Origin of the sequence: Curvibacter microcysteis, from assembly GCF_028649455.1 — a bacterium.
GTDB classification, from domain to species: domain Bacteria; phylum Pseudomonadota; class Gammaproteobacteria; order Burkholderiales; family Burkholderiaceae_C; genus Curvibacter; species Curvibacter microcysteis.
Window position 1 is genome coordinate 142985 of record NZ_JAQSIO010000006.1, and the last position, 16743, is coordinate 159727.

At 66.5% G+C, this 16743-nt stretch carries 15 protein-coding genes; 11 read left to right on the forward strand and 4 right to left on the reverse strand.

What is annotated here, in order from left to right; genetic code table 11:
- Nucleotides 1-91: 91 nt before the first annotated feature.
- The 4 genes from yajC (at nt 92) to PSQ39_RS16070 (ending at nt 5907) form a co-directional block, all read left to right on the forward strand.
- Entirely contained in the window at nt 92-424 is a 333-nt protein-coding gene (gene yajC, locus PSQ39_RS16055; RefSeq protein ID WP_273927843.1) for a preprotein translocase subunit YajC, read from the forward strand.
- 126 nt (nt 425-550) lie between these two features.
- Entirely contained in the window at nt 551-2434 is a 1884-nt protein-coding gene (secD, locus tag PSQ39_RS16060) for a protein translocase subunit SecD (protein WP_273927844.1), read from the forward strand.
- Between the two features lie 78 nt (nt 2435-2512).
- Entirely contained in the window at nt 2513-3466 is a 954-nt protein-coding gene (secF, locus tag PSQ39_RS16065; protein WP_273927845.1) for a protein translocase subunit SecF, read from the forward strand.
- A gap of 29 nt (nt 3467-3495) precedes the next feature.
- Nucleotides 3496-5907, forward strand: a complete 2412-nt coding sequence (locus tag PSQ39_RS16070) for a DUF1631 family protein (RefSeq protein WP_273927846.1) — start codon at nt 3496-3498, stop codon at nt 5905-5907.
- Nucleotides 5908-5934: 27 nt separating this feature from the next.
- Here PSQ39_RS16070 and PSQ39_RS16075 read toward each other — a convergent pair whose 3' ends face one another.
- From PSQ39_RS16075 to PSQ39_RS16085, 3 genes are read right to left on the reverse strand one after another with little or no spacing between them, the layout of a single operon-like run.
- Nucleotides 5935-6432 (reverse strand): DUF494 family protein, encoded by a 498-nt coding sequence (locus PSQ39_RS16075; RefSeq protein ID WP_273927847.1) that lies wholly within the window; start codon nt 6430-6432, stop codon nt 5935-5937.
- 35 nt (nt 6433-6467) lie between these two features.
- Nucleotides 6468-7772 carry a DNA-processing protein DprA gene (gene dprA, locus PSQ39_RS16080; protein ID WP_273927848.1) on the reverse strand — a complete coding sequence of 435 codons (1305 nt, stop codon included), beginning with the start codon at nt 7770-7772 and terminating at the stop codon, nt 6468-6470.
- Nucleotides 7773-7814: 42 nt separating this feature from the next.
- On the reverse strand, nt 7815-9113 hold the full coding sequence (locus tag PSQ39_RS16085; protein ID WP_273927849.1) for a LysM peptidoglycan-binding domain-containing protein: 1299 nt from the start codon (nt 9111-9113) through the stop codon (nt 7815-7817).
- A gap of 169 nt (nt 9114-9282) precedes the next feature.
- Between PSQ39_RS16085 and def the strand changes: the two genes are divergently transcribed.
- From def to PSQ39_RS16115, 6 genes are all read left to right on the forward strand, one after another.
- A complete protein-coding gene (def, locus tag PSQ39_RS16090; RefSeq protein WP_273927850.1) occupies nt 9283-9792 on the forward strand; it encodes a peptide deformylase in 510 nt (169 codons plus the stop codon).
- The gene (locus tag PSQ39_RS16095; protein ID WP_273927851.1) at nt 9789-10319 is read left to right on the forward strand and encodes a hypothetical protein; all 531 of its coding nucleotides are present in this window, start codon (nt 9789-9791) and stop codon (nt 10317-10319) included. Before def ends, PSQ39_RS16095 begins: the two co-directional genes overlap by 4 nt.
- A 27-nt stretch (nt 10320-10346) precedes the next feature.
- Complete coding sequence (gene fmt / locus PSQ39_RS16100) at nt 10347-11324, forward strand: methionyl-tRNA formyltransferase (protein ID WP_273927852.1); 978 nt, start codon at nt 10347-10349, stop codon at nt 11322-11324.
- 13 nt (nt 11325-11337) lie between these two features.
- Complete coding sequence (locus PSQ39_RS16105; protein WP_273927853.1) at nt 11338-12075, forward strand: AzlC family ABC transporter permease; 738 nt, start codon at nt 11338-11340, stop codon at nt 12073-12075.
- A gap of 25 nt (nt 12076-12100) precedes the next feature.
- Nucleotides 12101-12436, forward strand: coding sequence for an AzlD domain-containing protein (locus PSQ39_RS16110; protein WP_273927854.1), 336 nt, complete (start codon nt 12101-12103; stop codon nt 12434-12436).
- Between the two features lie 90 nt (nt 12437-12526).
- On the forward strand, nt 12527-13720 hold the full coding sequence (locus PSQ39_RS16115) for a phosphoglycerate kinase (protein ID WP_273927855.1): 1194 nt from the start codon (nt 12527-12529) through the stop codon (nt 13718-13720).
- Nucleotides 13721-13827: 107 nt separating this feature from the next.
- On the opposite strand, the gene PSQ39_RS16120 is transcribed toward PSQ39_RS16115, so the two are convergent.
- Nucleotides 13828-14940, reverse strand: a complete 1113-nt coding sequence (locus PSQ39_RS16120; RefSeq protein ID WP_273927856.1) for a fatty acid desaturase — start codon at nt 14938-14940, stop codon at nt 13828-13830.
- Nucleotides 14941-15180: 240 nt separating this feature from the next.
- On the opposite strand from PSQ39_RS16120, the gene pyk reads away from it, so the two are divergent.
- Nucleotides 15181-16617 carry a pyruvate kinase gene (gene pyk, locus PSQ39_RS16125; protein ID WP_273927857.1) on the forward strand — a complete coding sequence of 479 codons (1437 nt, stop codon included), beginning with the start codon at nt 15181-15183 and terminating at the stop codon, nt 16615-16617.
- The last annotated feature ends 126 nt before the right edge of the window (nt 16618-16743 follow it).

A 16743-nucleotide genomic window follows, 5' to 3' on the forward strand; every position in this document is an offset into this window, starting at 1 on the left:
CCGGCTTACAATCTGCCAGCACCCGCCCGCCTGGCTCCGGCCTGGGCGGGCCGGCAAGCTTTGTTTTTTGTCACCCCTTGTGGAGTCTTTTGTGTTCATTTCTTCCGCTTTTGCCCAAACGGCCCCGGCCGCTGCCGCCGGTGGCGACATCATGTCCTCCGTGACCAGCATGCTGCCCCTGGTGCTGATGTTTGTGGTGCTGTACTTCGTCATGATCCGCCCCCAGATGAAGCGCCAAAAAGAACACCGCGCCATGATTGACGCGCTGGCCAAGGGCGACGAAGTCGTGACCTCCGGCGGTCTGCTGGGCAAGGTCTCCAAGATGGGTGAAACCCACCTGGGCCTGGAAGTGGCCAATGGCGTGGAAGTGCAAATCCAGCGCAGCGCCGTGGTCCAAGTGCTGCCCAAGGGCTCGGTGAAGTAAACCAGCCATGGCCCACCAGGCAAACCGCTCTCTGCGCTTGCCTGTCTGGCCGGCCCTGCCTTCGGCGGCGTGTGCTGCCGAGCGCTGGGCCAACTTTCTTTTCATTAGTCAGGTATCAGCGCGATCATGAACCGTTACCCGGTCTGGAAATACGCGATCATCTTGGTCGTGTTGCTCGTAGGGGTGCTCTACACCCTGCCCAATTTCTTCGGCGAATCTCCGGCCGTGCAAGTGTCTTCGGGCAAGGCAACGATCAAGATCGACACCGGCACGGTGCAGCGCGTGCAAGACGCGCTGGGCGCGGCGGGCCTCAAGGCCGATGCGCTGACCTTTGACGGCAACTCCATCAAGGCGCGCTTTCTCACCCCCGACGACCAGCTCAAGGCCAAGGACGCGCTGCAGCACGCCCTGGTGCCTGACGCCAGCGACCCGTCCTATGTGGTGGCGCTGAACCTGCTCTCCAGCACCCCGTCTTGGCTCAGCGCCTTGCACGCCGCGCCCATGTACCTGGGCCTGGACCTGCGCGGTGGTGTGCACTTCATGCTGCAAGTCGACATGGCGGCCGCCTTGACCAAGAAGGCCGACTCGCTGGCGGGCGACATCCGCTCCCTGCTGCGCGAGAAAACCGTGCGCCATGGCGGCATCAGCCGCAACGGCCAGGTGGTCGAGGTCAAGGCACGTGACGCCCAGACCGTGCAGGCTGCGCGCAACGCCATCGCCGACCAGTTCCCCGAGTTGCTGCTGACCGACGCCCCCGATGGCACCGAATTCGTATTGCGCGCCGCGCTCAAGCCCGAAGCCGCGCGCAAGGTGCAGGAGATGGCGCTCAAGCAGAACATCACCACGCTGCACAACCGGATCAACGAACTCGGCGTGTCCGAGCCCGTGATCCAGCAGCAAGGCGTGGACCGCATCGTGGTTCAACTGCCTGGCGTGCAGGACACGGCCAAGGCCAAGGACATCCTGGGCCGCACCGCGACCCTGGAAGTGCGCATGGTCGACGAAAGTTCGGACGCCCGCTCGGCTGAAACCGGCCGCGCCCCCGTCCCGTTTGGCAGCGAACGCTACCCCGACCGCAACGGCCAGTCCCTGGTGGTCAAGAAGCAGTTCATCCTGACCGGTGAGAACCTGACCGACGCTCAGCCCGGCTTTGACAGCCAGACCCAGGAGCCCACCGTCAACCTGACGCTGGACGCCAAGGGCTCGCGCATCTTCCGCGACGTCACGCGGGAGAACGTGGGCAAGCGCATGGCCATCATCTTGTTCGAAAAGGGCAAGGGCGAGGTCGTGACCGCCCCGGTGATCCGCTCTGAAATCGGCGGCGGCCGGGTCCAGATCTCGGGCCGCATGACGGCCATGGAAGCTACCGACACCTCCTTGCTGCTGCGCGCGGGCTCGCTGGCCGCGCCGATGGAAATCATCGAAGAACTCACCATCGGCCCCACGCTGGGTGCCGAGAACATCTCCAAGGGCCTGCACAGCGTGACCTGGGGCTTTGTGGTGATCTGCGTCTTCATGTGCGTCTACTACATGATGTTCGGCGTCTTCTCCAGCCTGGCCCTGGGCCTGAATCTGCTGCTGCTGATGGCCGTGCTGTCCATGCTGCAGGCCACGCTGACCCTGCCCGGCATCGCCGCCATGGCGCTGGCGCTGGGCATGGCCATTGACTCCAACGTGCTGATCAACGAGCGCGTGCGCGAAGAGTTGCGCGCCGGTGCGGCGCCGCAAGCGGCCATCCACGCCGGTTACGACCGCGCCTGGGCCACCATCCTGGACTCCAACATCTCGACCCTGATCGTGGGCCTGGCCTTGCTGGCCTTCGGCTCCGGCCCGGTGCGCGGGTTTGCCGTGGTGCACTGCATCGGCATCTTGACCTCGATGTTCTCGGCCGTGTTCTTCTCGCGCGGCCTGGTCAACCTTTGGTATGGCCGTCAGAAGAAGCTCAAGTCCGTGGCCATTGGCACGGTGTGGCGTCCCGACGGTGGCACGGCGCTGAGCCGGGCTGAATGAACCGGGCCGACTGAAACAGGCAGACTGAATCCGGCCGCGCGCCCCTGAGGGCAGCGCGGCCCAGCAAGGACCCAAGCGATGGAATTTTTCAAGATCCGCAAAGACATCCCGTTCATGAAGAACGCGCTGGTGTTCAACGTGATTTCCTTTCTCACCTTTGCCGCAGCGCTGTTCTTCCTGCTCACGCGCGGCTTGCACCTGTCGGTGGAGTTCACCGGCGGCACCGTGATGCACGTCAGCTACACCCAGGCGGCTCAGCTGGAGAAGGTCCGCACCTCGGTGGCGGGCCTGGGCTTCTCGGACGTGCAGGTGCAGAACTTCGGCAGCTCCAAGGACGTGATGATCCGCCTGCCGGCTCAAAAAGGCGTCAGCTCGGCCCAGCAAAGCGAGCAGGTCATGGGCGCGCTGAAGGCCCTGGACGCTGAAGCCACGCTGCGCCGCACGGAATTTGTCGGCCCGCAGGTGGGTGAAGAACTGGCCCACGATGGCCTCAAGGCCCTGGGCGTGGTGGTGCTGGGCATCATGATTTACTTGGCCGTGCGCTTCGAGTGGAAGTTCGCCGTGGCGGCCATCATCGCCAACTTGCACGACGTGATCATCATCCTGGGCTTTTTTGCCTTCTTCCAGTGGGAGTTCTCGCTGGCCGTGCTGGCCGCGGTGCTGGCCGTGCTGGGCTACTCGGTCAACGAGTCGGTGGTGATTTTTGACCGGATCCGCGAGAACTTCCGCCGTTTCCGCAAGATGAACACAGTCGAGATCATCGACAACGCCATCACCTCCACCATCAGCCGCACCATCATCACCCACGGATCGACCCAGATCATGGTGTTGTCCATGTTGCTTTTTGGTGGCCAGACCCTGCACTATTTCGCCATGGCCCTGACCATCGGCATTTTGTTCGGTATCTATTCCTCGGTCTTCGTGGCCGCGGCGATTGCCATGTGGCTGGGCATCAAGCGCGAAGACTTGGTCAAGGGCCCGGTGCGCAAGGACGAAGACCCCTCCGACCCCAACGCCGGGGCCACGGTCTGACCTGCCTGATCCACAGGAGCTGAGCACCGATGGCCACTTACGCTGCGACCACGCCTCCCGGTGAGCTGGGGGCGCAGGTACGCAAGCGTTTCATCGATGTGCTCCTGCAAGGCTTGCCGGCGCTGGCCGAAGCCTGTGACACCCAACTGCTGGCGCTGGCTTCCCAGACCGGCACGGCGCGCGACATGCAGGCCCACCGTGATGCCTGGCTGGCCTGGCAAGACCAGCGTCCCAGCTTGCTGGCGGGCTTGCGCCAGGCCTGGCAGGGGGCTGCCAAGCCTTCTTCGCCGTCCCCCGCGCCGCGTGCAGCGAACTTCGATGTGCTCAACCTGGAGTTGCTCGGCGACGACGTGGTCGAGAACAAGATCATGTCCTCGCGCCTGGCGGCCTCGCTGTCCGAGCGTGTGGCCCTGGAGTGGGGTGAGCTGCGCGGCCGCCTGCAGGAATTGCAAGCGGGCGAGGAGCTGCCCGCCAACGATGTGCTGCGCGTCGAGACCCTGGTCCAGCTGATGGTGGAACAGTGGGTGAAGTGCGAGCTGTCGCGCGACAGCCTGGTGGCCGTGTTCGAGCGCCTCAAGGGTTTGATGGCGGCCCAGTTGCGCGAGGCCTACCGCCAGGCCAACACCTGGCTCATGCAGCGCGGTGTGGTGGCCAATGACGATCTGCGGGCCCGCGTGAAGCGCGCGCCCTCCTCGGCTGGCCTGGAGCTGAGCTCCCAGTCGGCCACCTTGATGTCGACCGCGCAAGACCTGCACTCGGCCCGCACCGGCCTGGGCAGCGGGGGCGGCCGCATCGAAGACACCCGCTTGCTGACCGCCACCACCCCCTTGTTGCGCGCCCGGGCGCGGGCGCATGGTCTGATGGGGCAGCTGCAGCGTTTGCTGATGCGCTCGGTGGGCGATGTGCCCGGCGGCTTCTCGAGCGGCCGCGCGTCGGTGTTGGCAGGCCCCGCCTCAGGCGCCGGGTCTTTCACGGGATCGGGTTCTGGGGGGATGGGCGTGGCGGGCGGCCTGGGCGCTGGTCTGCAATTGTCCGGCGTGGCCAGCGAAGCGCTGGCTCAGGCGCTGGCGCAGGCCCCGCTGCTGCAGCAACGCCGCGACGGCGCGCCCATGTCGGACGTGCTGGTGCTCGACGCCACGGCCGGCGGTGTGGCCGCGGCCGCGGGTGCGGTGCGCGAGAAGTCGGCCGAGCTCAAGAAGAAGACCTCTAATCCGGCGGAGAAGGCCACGATTGAGATCGTGGCCTTGATGTTCCAAAGCATCCTGTCCGAAGAGCGCCTGCCGCCCACCATCCGGGTCTGGTTTGCCCGCCTTCAGGTGCCGGTGTTGCGCGTGGCCCTGGCCGAGCCCGAGTTCTTTGAGAACCTCAGCCACCCAGCCCGTTTGCTGATCGACCGCATGGGCTCTTGCGTGCTGGGCTTTGATGACAACGCCATCGCCGACTCGGCCCTGGAGGCCGAGATCCGCCGCGTGGTGCAGGTGATCGAGCAGTACCCTGAAACCGGCCGCCGCGTGTTCCAGCTGGTGCACGACGAGTTCCAGCGCTTCCTCGACCGATTCCTGACCGAGAAGAGCAAGACCTCGCGCCTGGTCTCGGTGGCCCAGCAGGTGGAGCAAAAAGAAACCCTGGGCATCCAGTACACCATCGAGCTGCGCAACATGCTCAAGGACATGCCGGTGCGCGACGAGGTGCGCGACTTCCTGTTCAAGGTCTGGTCCGAGGTGCTGGCCTTGTCGGCGGTGCGCAGCGGGCCCCAGCACGAGACCACGGTCTTGTTCAAAAAGACCGCGGCCGATCTGGTGTGGGCTGCCAGCGCCAAGCCCAACCGGGCCGATCGCGCGCGCGTCATCCACGACCTGCCCATGCTGCTGCAGCGCCTGCGCCAGGGCCTGAGCCTGCTGGGCGTGAATGGCAGCGCGCAAGAGGCGCACATCAAGATCCTCAGCGAGACCTTGGCGGACGCCTTCCTGTCCAAGACCGAAGCCATCCCCCAGGCCACCATCGACGCCATGGCCAAGCGCCTGACCCACCTCGAGGACTACGTCACCGAAGAGGGCCTGGACGAGTTGCCGCTGGACGCCGAAAGCCTGGAGGTCATGCTGGGCGTGGACTCCACTTCGCTCACCGTGGTGGTGGGTGGCGGCGGGCAGGCCAGCGAAGACATGTTGGCCTGGGCGCTGGAATTGCAGCCGGGTTTGTGGTTCACGCTGGACCACAATGGCTCGACGACCCAGGTGCAGTACGCCTGGCGCAGCGAGCGCCGACAGCTGCACTTGTTTGCCTCCCTGGATGGCGGCAGCTACCTGATCCAGCTGCGCCGCCTGGCGGCTTACCTGCAAGCCGGCTTGCTGGTGCCGCAGGAAGAAGAAACGCTGACCTTGCGCGCCACGCGCGAGGCCTTGGCCAAGCTCGACGCCAACCCGGAGCGCTTGCTCAGCTGATTGGCCGTGCCCGACGGGGCCGGCAGTTCAGTGCAGGGTGCGTTGGGTGGGCGAGCTGCACAGCTCGTCGAGCACCAGCGCGTTGGGCTGGTGGTTGAACTGCCAGAACACCATCAAGATGATGACCTTCAGGGCCTCCAGCGTGAGGGCCCGGCCCGAGGTGGCGACCGCGTGCTCCATCACCACCTCATGCAGGGCCGGTGGCAGGCCACCCGCGGCCTGCAAGAAGTGGATGAAGCCCAGGCCTTCGGCCCCCAGGTGCTCCAGTTCATGCGACGTGTAGGCGCGCAGGCTGGTGGCCTGCGGCGCGAGCCAGGCCAGGGCGCTGGCTTGCTTGTTGGCGTTGGGGCGCTGGCGGCGCAGCGTGGCGGCGGCCTCTTGCAGGCCTTCCAGCCAATCCAGGGCCTGTTCGACCTCGGTCTCGTCAAAGCCCTCGGAATTCAGCTTGTCGCTGAGTTGCTTGAGCTCGGGGCAGTTGTCGCCTTGCCCATAGTTTTCGTACACAAACGCCAGAACTTCCATCATGCGCGGAATATAGCCGACTTGCCCAAGCCCGCTTTTCAGGCCAGTCCGACGCGCTGGAACAGCCCACCCGGCAGGCGCGCCACCTGACCGTCCAGCTCCAGCGTGAGCAAACGGGCTTGCAGCTCGGGCGTGGGCAGGCCGCTGCGGGCTTGCAGCGCGTCCAACGAGCTGGGGCCATGGCCCAGAGCGGCCAGCAGGGCATCGGGGTCGTGGGGCATGGCACGGCTGGCCGTGGGTTCAGCGGGCGTGTCGGTCGCGGGGCGCTCGGTGTTGGGCATGGCTTGGGGTTGGGGGTTGTGGCGGGCCCGTGCCGCTGCAGCGTTGGCGCGGCTTCGGGCCGGTGAGCTGCGGGTCTGAACCCTGGGGGCCAGCGTCTGCCAGGGCATTTCTTCGACGATGTCCTGCACCGTCTCGACCAGCTTGGCGCCCTGGCGGATCAGCGCGTGACAGCCCCGGGAATGGGGCGCGTGGATGGAGCCCGGGATGGCCAACACCTCCCTGCCTTGTTCCGCGGCCAAACGCGCGGTGACCAGGGAGCCCGAGGCCAAAGCGGCTTCGACCACCAGCGTGCCTTGCGACAACGCTGCAATCAAGCGGTTGCGCTGGGGGAAGTTGCCCGGCAGCGGCGGCGTGCCCAAAGGGTATTCGCTGAGCAGCAGGCCGCGTTGGGCGATTTGGTGCGCCAGGGCCTGGTGTTGGCGTGGGTAGACCCGATCCAGCCCGGTGCCCACCACCGCGAGGGTGGGCCAGTGTGGTGTCGGGTCCGGCACAGCCAGTGCGCCCCGGTGGGCCGCCCCATCAATGCCCAGGGCCAGGCCCGAAACGATGGTCACGCCTTGCGTCGCCAGCGCCTGGGCAAAGGCTTGGGCGGTCTCCAGGCCTTGCGGACTGGCCGCACGGCTGCCCACCATGGCCAGCGCTTGGGCGCCCCGCCCCCAGGTGGATGGGGCCTCTGGGCCGGCCGGGGTCGGGGCTGCAGGGGGCGCTGCGGCGTCGATCAGGTACAGCAGCAGCGGCGGGTCGTCCAGGGCCAACAGGGCGCTGGGGTAGTCGGGGTCGGCCAGGCTCAGCACGCGGTGGCGCAGGCCGGGGGCGGGCGCTTGCAGCCAACGCCAGGTGCGTTCCAGCAGCTCGGGCAGTGTCTCGGGCACCGTGTGCAGCGAGCGGATCTGGGCCGGGCTGAGCAGCGGGGACAGGGCCGCGCTGGATTGTTCAAACAAGCCCTCAGGCAGACCGAAGGTACTGAGTAAGCGATACGCGCTTTGCTTGCCCAGGCCAGGGCTGAGCGTGAGCCGAAGCCAAGCCGAGATTTCCTCGCGGCTGGGCAGGGCTTGGGGCATTCAGCCTCGCGGGGGACGGTGCTGCGCAGGCATGGGCGCTGCTCAGAGCGGGTGGATCAGCCGGTCGCCGACGCGCACGGTTTGCTTGATCTCGAGGATCAGCGCATAGGACACGCGATCGAAGGTGCGGAACACCATCAGCAGCCCGTTGCGCTCATCAGGCAGCTTCACGCGGGTGCGCTGGTCGTCGGTCTTGTCGATCATGCGCGCGCCCTCGGTCAGGATGGCCAGCACATGGCCGGCCTCGATGCCGTCGCGTTTGCCCAGGTTGATGGCCACGACCTGGTTTTGCGCCGCATTGGCCACAGCGCTGCCGTAGACCGAAGCGATGCGGCCGCCGGTGATGGGCATCTCAGGGGCGCGCGGCACGTAGTTGACCAGTTGGCGCGGCGGCTCGGGCAGCAGGCGGTCGCCCGCGCGGATTTCTTCTTTGATCGAGACGATGTCGATGGTGGCGGGCACCACCTCGCCGGGCGCGGGCTTGGGCGCTTCGGTGGGGTAGCCTTGGTCCGACACGCGGCTGTCCGGGAAGGGGCGCAGCGGCGGGCTGGCCTCGGGGGCGTCTTGGGTGCTTTCGCTGCGCTCCAGGCGGGCTCGGCCCAGGTACTGGGCTTCGTAGCCGAGGATTTCGCCGTTGTTGGGGTTCTTGATGGGCTTGGCGCTGCGAAACACGCGGAAGTCGCGCGGCAGGCCGGGTCCGATCACCAGTGGGGTGTTGGCTTCACCCCGGGCGTAGGCGCGGTCACCACGGCTGATCAGCACGCGATCGTCCTGGCCGGCCACGATGTGCGGGGCCTCGAGCAAGGTGCGCTCGTCGACCACCACCGGCTCGGCCAGGAAGGGTTCGATCAGCTGGATGCGCAGTGTGGGCAGGGCGTTGGCCGACAACGCTTCGGTGCGGGTGCGCGGCACCACCTTCACGGTGGGGATCTCACCGCCGTCGCTGCTGTTGTTGTTGCTGCGCAGGCTCAGTCGGGCCAGGCCACCTTGGCGGATCAGGTAGAGGGTTTGGCCGGGGTAGATCAGGTGGGGGTTGCTGACGTCCTGGCGGTTCATGCCCCACAGTTCGGGCCAGCGCCAGGGCTTGCTCAGGTACAGGCCCGAGATGCCCCACAAGGTGTCACCGGCCTTGACGGTGTAGCTGTCGGGCGCATTGGCGGCGAGTTCGCTGACGGGCACGCCGTTCTGGGCCACGCGCTCGGCCGTGGCTTTTTGCTCGGAGGTGACGGGGTAGCGTTGGGCCCAGCTGGGCGTGCTCATCAGGCCCAGCAGCGAAAGGGCGGAGAAGGTCATCCGCCGGCGCTGGAATTGCACCGCTGCTTGGTTGAGTTGGTTTGGCATTCCTGTCGCTCCCGGGGTCCGCCATTGAAGGTGGGCGTCAACCCGGCGGAATCATCACAAATCGGCTCAGATTTTGCGCCCAAGCCCTTGATTGGGCAATGAAAAATCGGTGCGCCTCAGCCAGCGATCACAAAAGTGGCGAAAATAGCGACAACTGCTGCGAAACGCCATGGCTCTTTTACCCATTCTCTGCTACCCCGACCCCCGCCTGACCAAGGTGGCCAAACCCGTCACGGTTTTTGACGAGCGCCTTCAAGCGCGCGTCCAAGACATGTTCGAGACCATGTACGACGCCAAGGGCATTGGCCTGGCAGCGACCCAGGTCGACTACCACGAGCGCCTGATCGTCATCGACGTGTCCGAAGACCGTGATCAGCCCCTGGTGCTGATCAACCCCGAGATCGTCTGGTCCAGCCCCGAGCGCCACCTCAACGAAGAAGGTTGCCTCTCGGTGCCCGGCATTTACGACGGTGTGGAACGCGCCAACGAGGTGCGCGTGAAGGCCCTGGACGCGCAAGGCGAGTCGCGTGAAATCAGCGCTGACGGCCTGCTGGCGGTCTGCATTCAGCACGAGATGGACCACCTCATGGGCAAGGTGTTTGTCGAGTACCTGTCGCCCCTCAAGCGCAACCGCATCAAGACCAAGCTGATCAAGGCCCAGCGCGAGGCCCGCGAGTGAGCTTCACCCAGGCCGGTTCCCGCCGCGCCGGCCTGTTGGCGGCGCTCGCTGTGGCCGCGGGTCTGCTGTCGGCCTGCGCGGGCACGCCGGTGTTTCGTTTCCCGTCCTCACAGCCCTTGGGCTCGACCCGGGCCGACGTGCTGAGCCGCCTGGGCCCGCCCACCGCGACCTACGCCTTGGCGGCGGGCGAGCGGCTGCAGTATTCCTTCTTGCCCGCGGGCACGGCGGTCTACAACCTGGACCTGGACGCCCAGGGCCGCTTGCAGCGCATCGACCAGCCCCTGGAAAAAAACCGCCTTGATACCGACCTGGTGATCGACCAGACCCAGGCCGCAGACATCCGCCGCCGCTATGGTGCGCCGGTGCGTGTGGACCACGTGGCCCGTTTTGAGGGCGATGTGTGGGTCTACCGCTTCCTGGACCTGAACGAAGCTTTTTATGCCTACCTGCACCTGGACCCCCAAGGCGTGTTGCGCCGCGTGGTCTACCAGCAGGTGCGCGATTCGGGCGAGCGCCTGTTACGTTGACCTAGCCCCCGCAGGGGGCCCGAGACCATGAGAGTGATTTTTGCCGGCACGCCGGAATTTGCGCGGGTCGCGCTGGAGCGCCTGCATGCGGCGGGCTTCGAGATCGCCCTGGTGATGACCCAGCCCGACCGCCCCGCCGGGCGCGGCATGAAGCTGCAGCCCTCGCCGGTCAAACAGTGGGCCTTGGACCATGGCGTGCCCGTGGCCCAGCCGCGCAGCCTGCGCCTGGACGGCAAGTACCCCGAGGAGGCCGCAGCGGGCCGAGACGCCATCCTGGCGGCCCAGGCCGATGTGATGGTGGTGGCCGCTTACGGCCTGATCCTGCCGCAGTGGGTGCTGGACACCCCGCCGCTGGGCTGCCTGAACATCCACGCCTCCTTGTTGCCGCGTTGGCGCGGGGCGGCCCCCATCCACCGCGCCATCGAGGCTGGTGACTCCGACACGGGCGTCACCATCATGCAAATGGATGCGGGCCTGGACACCGGCGACATGCTGCTCATCGAGCGCCTGGCCATCGCCCCCGAGGACAGCACCGCCACCTTGCACGATCGCCTGGCCGAGCTGGGTGGGCGCATGGTGGTGGAGGCCTTGCAACGCGCGCCCGGTGGCGGCCTGATCCGCACGCCGCAGCCCGCTGACGGCATCACCTACGCGCACAAGATCGAAAAAGCCGAGGCGCACATCGACTGGGCTTTGAGCGCCGATCAAATCGCCCGCCGCGTGCGCGCTTTTGACCCCTTCCCCGGCGCGCAGACGGCGCTGGGCAGCGAGGTGATCAAGGTGTGGGCGGCGGCCGTGGCCGACGGCCCAGCCGTGCCGGCTGCGGGCACGGTGCCCGGCCAGGTCCTGGCGCTGGACGCCGACTCGGTGGCCGTGCAATGCGGCCAAGGCGTGCTGCGCCTGCGGGTGCTGCAGCGGGCTGGCGGCAAGCGCTTGCCGGTGGCGGACTTCTTGCGGGGTTTTGCCCTGAGCCCGGGCGCCGTGCTCGGCCAGGCCGCGGCCTGAACGGAGCCTGCCGATGTTTTTGCGCGCCGCCCATTACCGCCATCCGGCTTTTGCCCAGGGGGTGAAGGACATGTGGCCCCAGGCCCCTGGCATTGCCGCCTGGGGTTTGATGACCGGCGTGGCCATGGTCAAGTCGGGCATGAGCGTGTTCGAGTCGGTGCTCATGACCTTGCTGGTGTTTGCCGGCAGCTCGCAGTTGGCGGCCATCCCGCTGCTGGTGGCCAACGCGCCAGCCTGGGTGATCTTGGCCACCGGCTTTTGCGTCAACCTGCGCTTTGTGGTGTTCAGCCTGCACCTTCGGCCCTACCTGATGCACCTGCCGCGCTGGGAACGCCTGATGCACGGCTACCTGACGGCCGACCTGACCTATGTGCTGTTCACCCGCCGCTACCCCAAGCCCGGCAGCACGCCCGAGCAGCAGCTGGCGCAGGCCGCCTACCTGGCGGGCAACTGCGTGATCAACTGGGGCAGCTGGATGCTGGCCAGCCTGATCGGGGTGGGCCTGGCCAATTTCATTCCCACCCAATGGGGCCTGGGTTTCGCCGGCATCTTGTGCCTGATCGGCATCCTGTGCTCGCTGGGCAGCACCCGCTTGCGCGGGGTGGCGGCGGCCGTGGCGGGCGTGGCTGCGGTGGTGGCGTATTCGCTGCCGCTCAAGCTCAACATCGTGGTGGCCATTGCAGTGGCCGTGTTGCTGTGCCTGGGACTGGAGCGCCTGCAGCCGCACCGCCCGAGCGCACCAGGCCACTGAGGCTGCGGCCAGAAAGACCTGAACCATGGGACAAACCGACGGTTGGAGCGTGGCCGTGATCGTGGGCCTGGCCTGTGTGACCGTGATTGCACGCAGCTTTTTCTTCATCTCCAGCAAGCCCTGGAGCTTGCCGCACTGGGCCCAGCGCGGCCTGCAGTACGCCCCGATTGCCGCCTTGGCTGCGGTGGTCGTGCCTGAGGTGGTGATGGTGCAGGGCCAGCTCACGCCCACGCTGCAGGACGCGCGCCTGTACGCGGCCCTGGCCGGTGCCGCGGTTTACTTCTGGCGCAAAAACGTGCTGATCACCATCGTGGTGGGCATGGCGGTGTTCCTGCCCTTGCACCTCGGCTTGGGTTGGTGAGCGGCCGCGCGCAACGGGCCCGTCTGTCAGGGCCCTGAAGGACTAGCTTCTAAAATGGTTGGGTTTGTCCAGAACTCAACCTAAGAAGCCATGAACGTCATCCGTTTCTCCGACCTGTGTGCCAGCGGCAAAGTCCGTGACCAGCGCGTCTTCATCCGTGCCGACCTGAACGTGCCGCAAGACGACGCCGGGAACATCACCGAAGACACCCGCATCCGCGCCAGCGTGCCCTGCATCCAGATGGCCCTGGACGCCGGTGCGGCCGTGATGGTGACCTCCCACCTGGGCCGCCCGACCGAGGGCGAGTTCAAGCCCGAAGACTCGCTGGCCCCGGTGGCCAAGCGCCTGGCCGAGCTGCTGGGCCGCGACGTGCCCCTGGTCTCCAACTGGGTCGATGGCGTGACTGTGGCCCCGGGCCAGGTCGTGCTGCTGGAAAACTGCCGCCTCAACGTGGGCGAAAAGAAGAACAAGCCTGAGCTGGCCCACAAGCTGGCTGCGCTGTGCGACATCTTCGTCAACGACGCGTTCGGCACCGCCCACCGCGCCGAAGGCACGACCTACGGCATCGCCCAATTCGCCCCCGTGGCCTGCGCCGGCCCGCTGCTGGCCGCTGAGATCGACGCCATCACCAAGGCCCTGGCCCACCCGCAGCGTCCGCTGGTGGCCATCGTGGCCGGCTCCAAGGTGAGCACCAAGCTGACCATCTTGAAGAGCCTGGCCGACAAGGTGGACCAGCTCATCGTGGGTGGTGGCATTGCCAACACCTTCATGCTGGCCGCCGGCCTGAAGATCGGCAAGAGCCTGGCCGAGCCCGACCTGCTGGACCAGGCCAAGGCCGTGATCGAGGCCATGAAGGCGCGTGGCGCCGAGGTGCCGATTCCCACCGACGTGGTGGTGGCCAAGACCTTCTCGGCCGACGCCGTGGCCACCGTCAAGCAAGCCTCTGACGTGGCCGACGACGACCTCATCCTGGACATCGGTCCCGACACGGCGGCCCGACTGGCCACCCAACTCAAGGCCGCTGGCACCATCGTCTGGAACGGCCCGGTGGGCGTGTTCGAGTTCGCCGCTTTCGAGAACGGCACCAAGGCCATCGCGCAGGCGATTGCCGACTCCAGCGCCTTCAGCATCGCCGGCGGTGGCGACACCCTGGCTGCGATCGCCAAGTACGGCATCGAGAAGCAAGTGGGCTACATCTCCACCGGCGGCGGCGCCTTCCTCGAAGTGCTGGAGGGCAAGACCCTGCCGGCCTTTGACATCCTGTCGCAGCGCGCCGCGGGCTGATCGCCCTGGTCCTGTGCTGCCGGCCTGGCGCCGGCGGCGCCCATGAAAAAAGCCACAGTGCCCGCCAGGGCCTGTGGCTTTTTGCATTGTCAGGGTCGGCTGAAAACTCAGGCGGCCACGGGCAGGGCTTGCGGCTCGCTGGTGGCGCGGCCCTTGAAGTCGGTCCAGCAGCGGCGCGAGAAGTCATACAGCTTGCAAGCGCGCGCCGTGCGGAAGTACCAGGCCCACGAGAAGGGCTGGACGATGATGCGGCCCGGCAGCAGGTCTTCCAGCATCTTTTGCGCGTCCTTCAGGCGGTACAGGGGGATGCTCATGTCCACGTGGTGGGCCGTGTGCTCCATGATGTGGTGCAGCACCGCGCCGATCTGGAACGGGAAGGTCAGGTGCACGGTGGTCGACACAAAGGGCTGGGCGCGCGTCCAGGCGGCCTTGTTGTCATGCCAGGACACCTTCACATGGGTGTGGTGCACATAGACGACGAAGCCAATCATGGCGAACCAGAACAGCATCGGCACCACAAAGCCCAACACCAGCAGCAGCGCAATCGACTGGCTGGTGGCCAGGGCAGCAGCCACCAGGCCGGCGATCCAGACCAGACCGTAGGCAGACACGCCCACGCAGTCCCAGAAGAACAGCGGACGGCGGGTGCCCATGCTCGACTGGTTGGGGAAGAACATCTTCTTCCACCAGATTTCGACCATGTAGTACAGGCCCGGCGCCCAACCGCTGCGGTAGAGGCGTTCCATGAAGCGGCGGCCCGGTGTCATGGCGTCGAACTCGGCCTGGGTCTTGGGCTCCCACACAAAGTCCACGCCCTTGAGGTTGGTGAAGCCATGGTGCACCACGTTGTGGCCCACGTCCCACAGGCTGTAGGGGGTGATGGAGGGCAAAAACGCAATGCGGCCCAGCCACTTGTTCAGTTGGCGGTGCGGCGTCAGGCTTTGGTGGCAGGCGTCGTGGCCGATGATGAACAGGCGGCCCAGCACAAAGCCAGCGGCCAGGCCGCACAGCAGCTTGAGACCCACATGCTCCAGCGACACCACGCCATACAGGCAGGCGGCGAGCAAGGCGTAGTCAAAGGCCAGCAGCACAAAAGCCCACCAAGTGGTGCGTTCGGACAGCGGGATCAGCCAGGAGCGGATGATCTTGCGATGGGGCAGCGGCGCGTCCGGGGCCAGCGGCGCCGGAAGCTCTTGGGAAGGGGTCTGAATTGCGGTCATGGTCGCCTATTGGTTCTGCGGCAAGTCCCGGATGGTAGGGCTTTGACAAGACAAGCCGTTGACCGGGCTCAAACCGGGCGCATGTTTTGGGCGCCCTGGCATGCCCCTGCTGCTCGTCGGGTCTTGTGCGGCGGCCGGCCCCTGGGGCGCCTGGGACAAACCCGGTTTGGGGCTTTTCGTACCGACTTGGTAACTCGTTCCATGTAAAAATGGAAATTAAGTTACAGGAGACACCCCTTCATGAGCACCCGCCGCGCCACCAAAATCGTTGCCACCTTGGGCCCCGCGTCCAGCGACCCGGACCTGCTGGAGAAGATGATCCGAGCGGGCGTCAACGTCGTGCGCCTCAACTTCAGCCACGGCAAGGCGCAGGACCACATCGACCGCGCCGCCCTGGTGCGCGCCGCCGCCCAGCGCGCTGGCCGTGAAGTGGCCATCATGGCCGACCTGCAAGGCCCCAAGATTCGCGTCGGCAAGTTTGCCGAAGGCAAGGTCATGCTGGAGGCTGGTGCCTCGTTTGTGCTCGACGCTTCGCGCACCGAACCCGGCGACCTGCAAGGCGTGGGCCTGGACTACAAAGAACTGCCGCGCGACGTCAAAGCCGGCGACCTGCTGCTGCTCAACGACGGCCTGATCGTGTTGACCGTGACGGCCGTGCGCGGCGAGCAAGTCCACACCGTGGTCAAGCTCGGCGGCGAACTGTCCAACAACAAAGGCATCAACAAGCAAGGCGGCGGCCTCACTGCCCCGGCCCTGACCGGCAAGGACATGGAAGACATCCGCACCGCGATGAGCTTCCAGGCCGACTACGTGGCCGTCAGCTTCCCCAAGAACGCCACCGACATGGAAATGGCCCGCCAGCTGTGCAATGTGGCGGCTGCCGAGTACCGCCACAAGCCGGGCCTGATCGCCAAGATCGAGCGCGCTGAAGCCATTCCGCGCCTCGAGGAGATCCTGGCCGCCAGCGACGGCATCATGGTCGCGCGGGGCGACCTGGCCGTGGAAGTGGGCAACGCCGTGGTGCCTGCCCTGCAAAAACGCATGATCAAGCTGGCGCGCGAGAACGACAAAGTCGTGATCACCGCCACCCAGATGATGGAAAGCATGATCACCAACCCGGTGCCCACCCGCGCCGAGGTCAGCGACGTGGCCAACGCCGTGCTGGATGGCACCGACGCGGTCATGCTGTCGGCCGAAACCGCCGCCGGCAAGTACCCGCTCGAAACGGTCGAAGAAATGGCCAAGATCTGCAGCGCCGCCGAGTCGGCCGAGCAAGTCGAGCTGGATGCGGACTTCCTGGGCAAATCCTTCACCCGCATTGACCAGTCCATCGCCATGGGCGCGCTGTTCACCGCCCACCACCTGGGCGCCAAGGCCATCGTGGCCATGACCGACAGCGGCTCCACCGCCTTGTGGATGAGCCGCCACCGCATCCATGTGCCGATCTATGCGCTGACCCCGAAGGTGGCCACGCAGCGCCGCATGGCCTTGTTCCGCAACGTGCGCCCGCTGTTGATGGACACCAGCGGCGACCGCGACACCGCCCTCGTGCAAGCCGAAGCCCACCTCAAGAAGCGCGGCATCGTCAACAGCGGCGACGTCTACGCCATCACCTGCGGCGAGCCGATGGGCGCGCCGGGCGGCACCAACATGCTCAAAATCTGCTGCGTGGGCTGATTGGCGCGGCCCGGCCAGCCCGGCCGGGCCCCCGTCGAAAGGCTGGCGCCAGGCCTGGCCTGGCCCAGTTGATGCTTGAAGTGCGGGGTTCTGCCCTGCCTGCGGCTAAAATCGCAGGAGTTACGG

Excerpts from the sequence above, each read along its gene's own strand:
- PSQ39_RS16110 (WP_273927854.1), top strand. The coding sequence starts at position 12,101 with ATGGGACAAACCGACGGTTGGAGCGTGGCCGTGATCGTGGGCCTGGCC.
- PSQ39_RS16075 (WP_273927847.1), bottom strand. The coding sequence starts at position 6,432 with ATGATGGAAGTTCTGGCGTTTGTGTACGAAAACTATGGGCAAGGCGAC.
- pyk (WP_273927857.1), top strand. The coding sequence starts at position 15,181 with ATGAGCACCCGCCGCGCCACCAAAATCGTTGCCACCTTGGGCCCCGCG.
- dprA (WP_273927848.1), bottom strand. The coding sequence starts at position 7,772 with ATGCCCCAAGCCCTGCCCAGCCGCGAGGAAATCTCGGCTTGGCTTCGG.
- PSQ39_RS16115 (WP_273927855.1), top strand. The coding sequence starts at position 12,527 with ATGAACGTCATCCGTTTCTCCGACCTGTGTGCCAGCGGCAAAGTCCGT.
- def (WP_273927850.1), top strand. The coding sequence starts at position 9,283 with ATGGCTCTTTTACCCATTCTCTGCTACCCCGACCCCCGCCTGACCAAG.
- PSQ39_RS16105 (WP_273927853.1), top strand. The coding sequence starts at position 11,338 with ATGTTTTTGCGCGCCGCCCATTACCGCCATCCGGCTTTTGCCCAGGGG.
- PSQ39_RS16070 (WP_273927846.1), top strand. The coding sequence starts at position 3,496 with ATGGCCACTTACGCTGCGACCACGCCTCCCGGTGAGCTGGGGGCGCAG.
- PSQ39_RS16120 (WP_273927856.1), bottom strand. The coding sequence starts at position 14,940 with ATGACCGCAATTCAGACCCCTTCCCAAGAGCTTCCGGCGCCGCTGGCC.
- secF (WP_273927845.1), top strand. The coding sequence starts at position 2,513 with ATGGAATTTTTCAAGATCCGCAAAGACATCCCGTTCATGAAGAACGCG.
- fmt (WP_273927852.1), top strand. The coding sequence starts at position 10,347 with ATGAGAGTGATTTTTGCCGGCACGCCGGAATTTGCGCGGGTCGCGCTG.
- secD (WP_273927844.1), top strand. The coding sequence starts at position 551 with ATGAACCGTTACCCGGTCTGGAAATACGCGATCATCTTGGTCGTGTTG.
- PSQ39_RS16085 (WP_273927849.1), bottom strand. The coding sequence starts at position 9,113 with ATGCCAAACCAACTCAACCAAGCAGCGGTGCAATTCCAGCGCCGGCGG.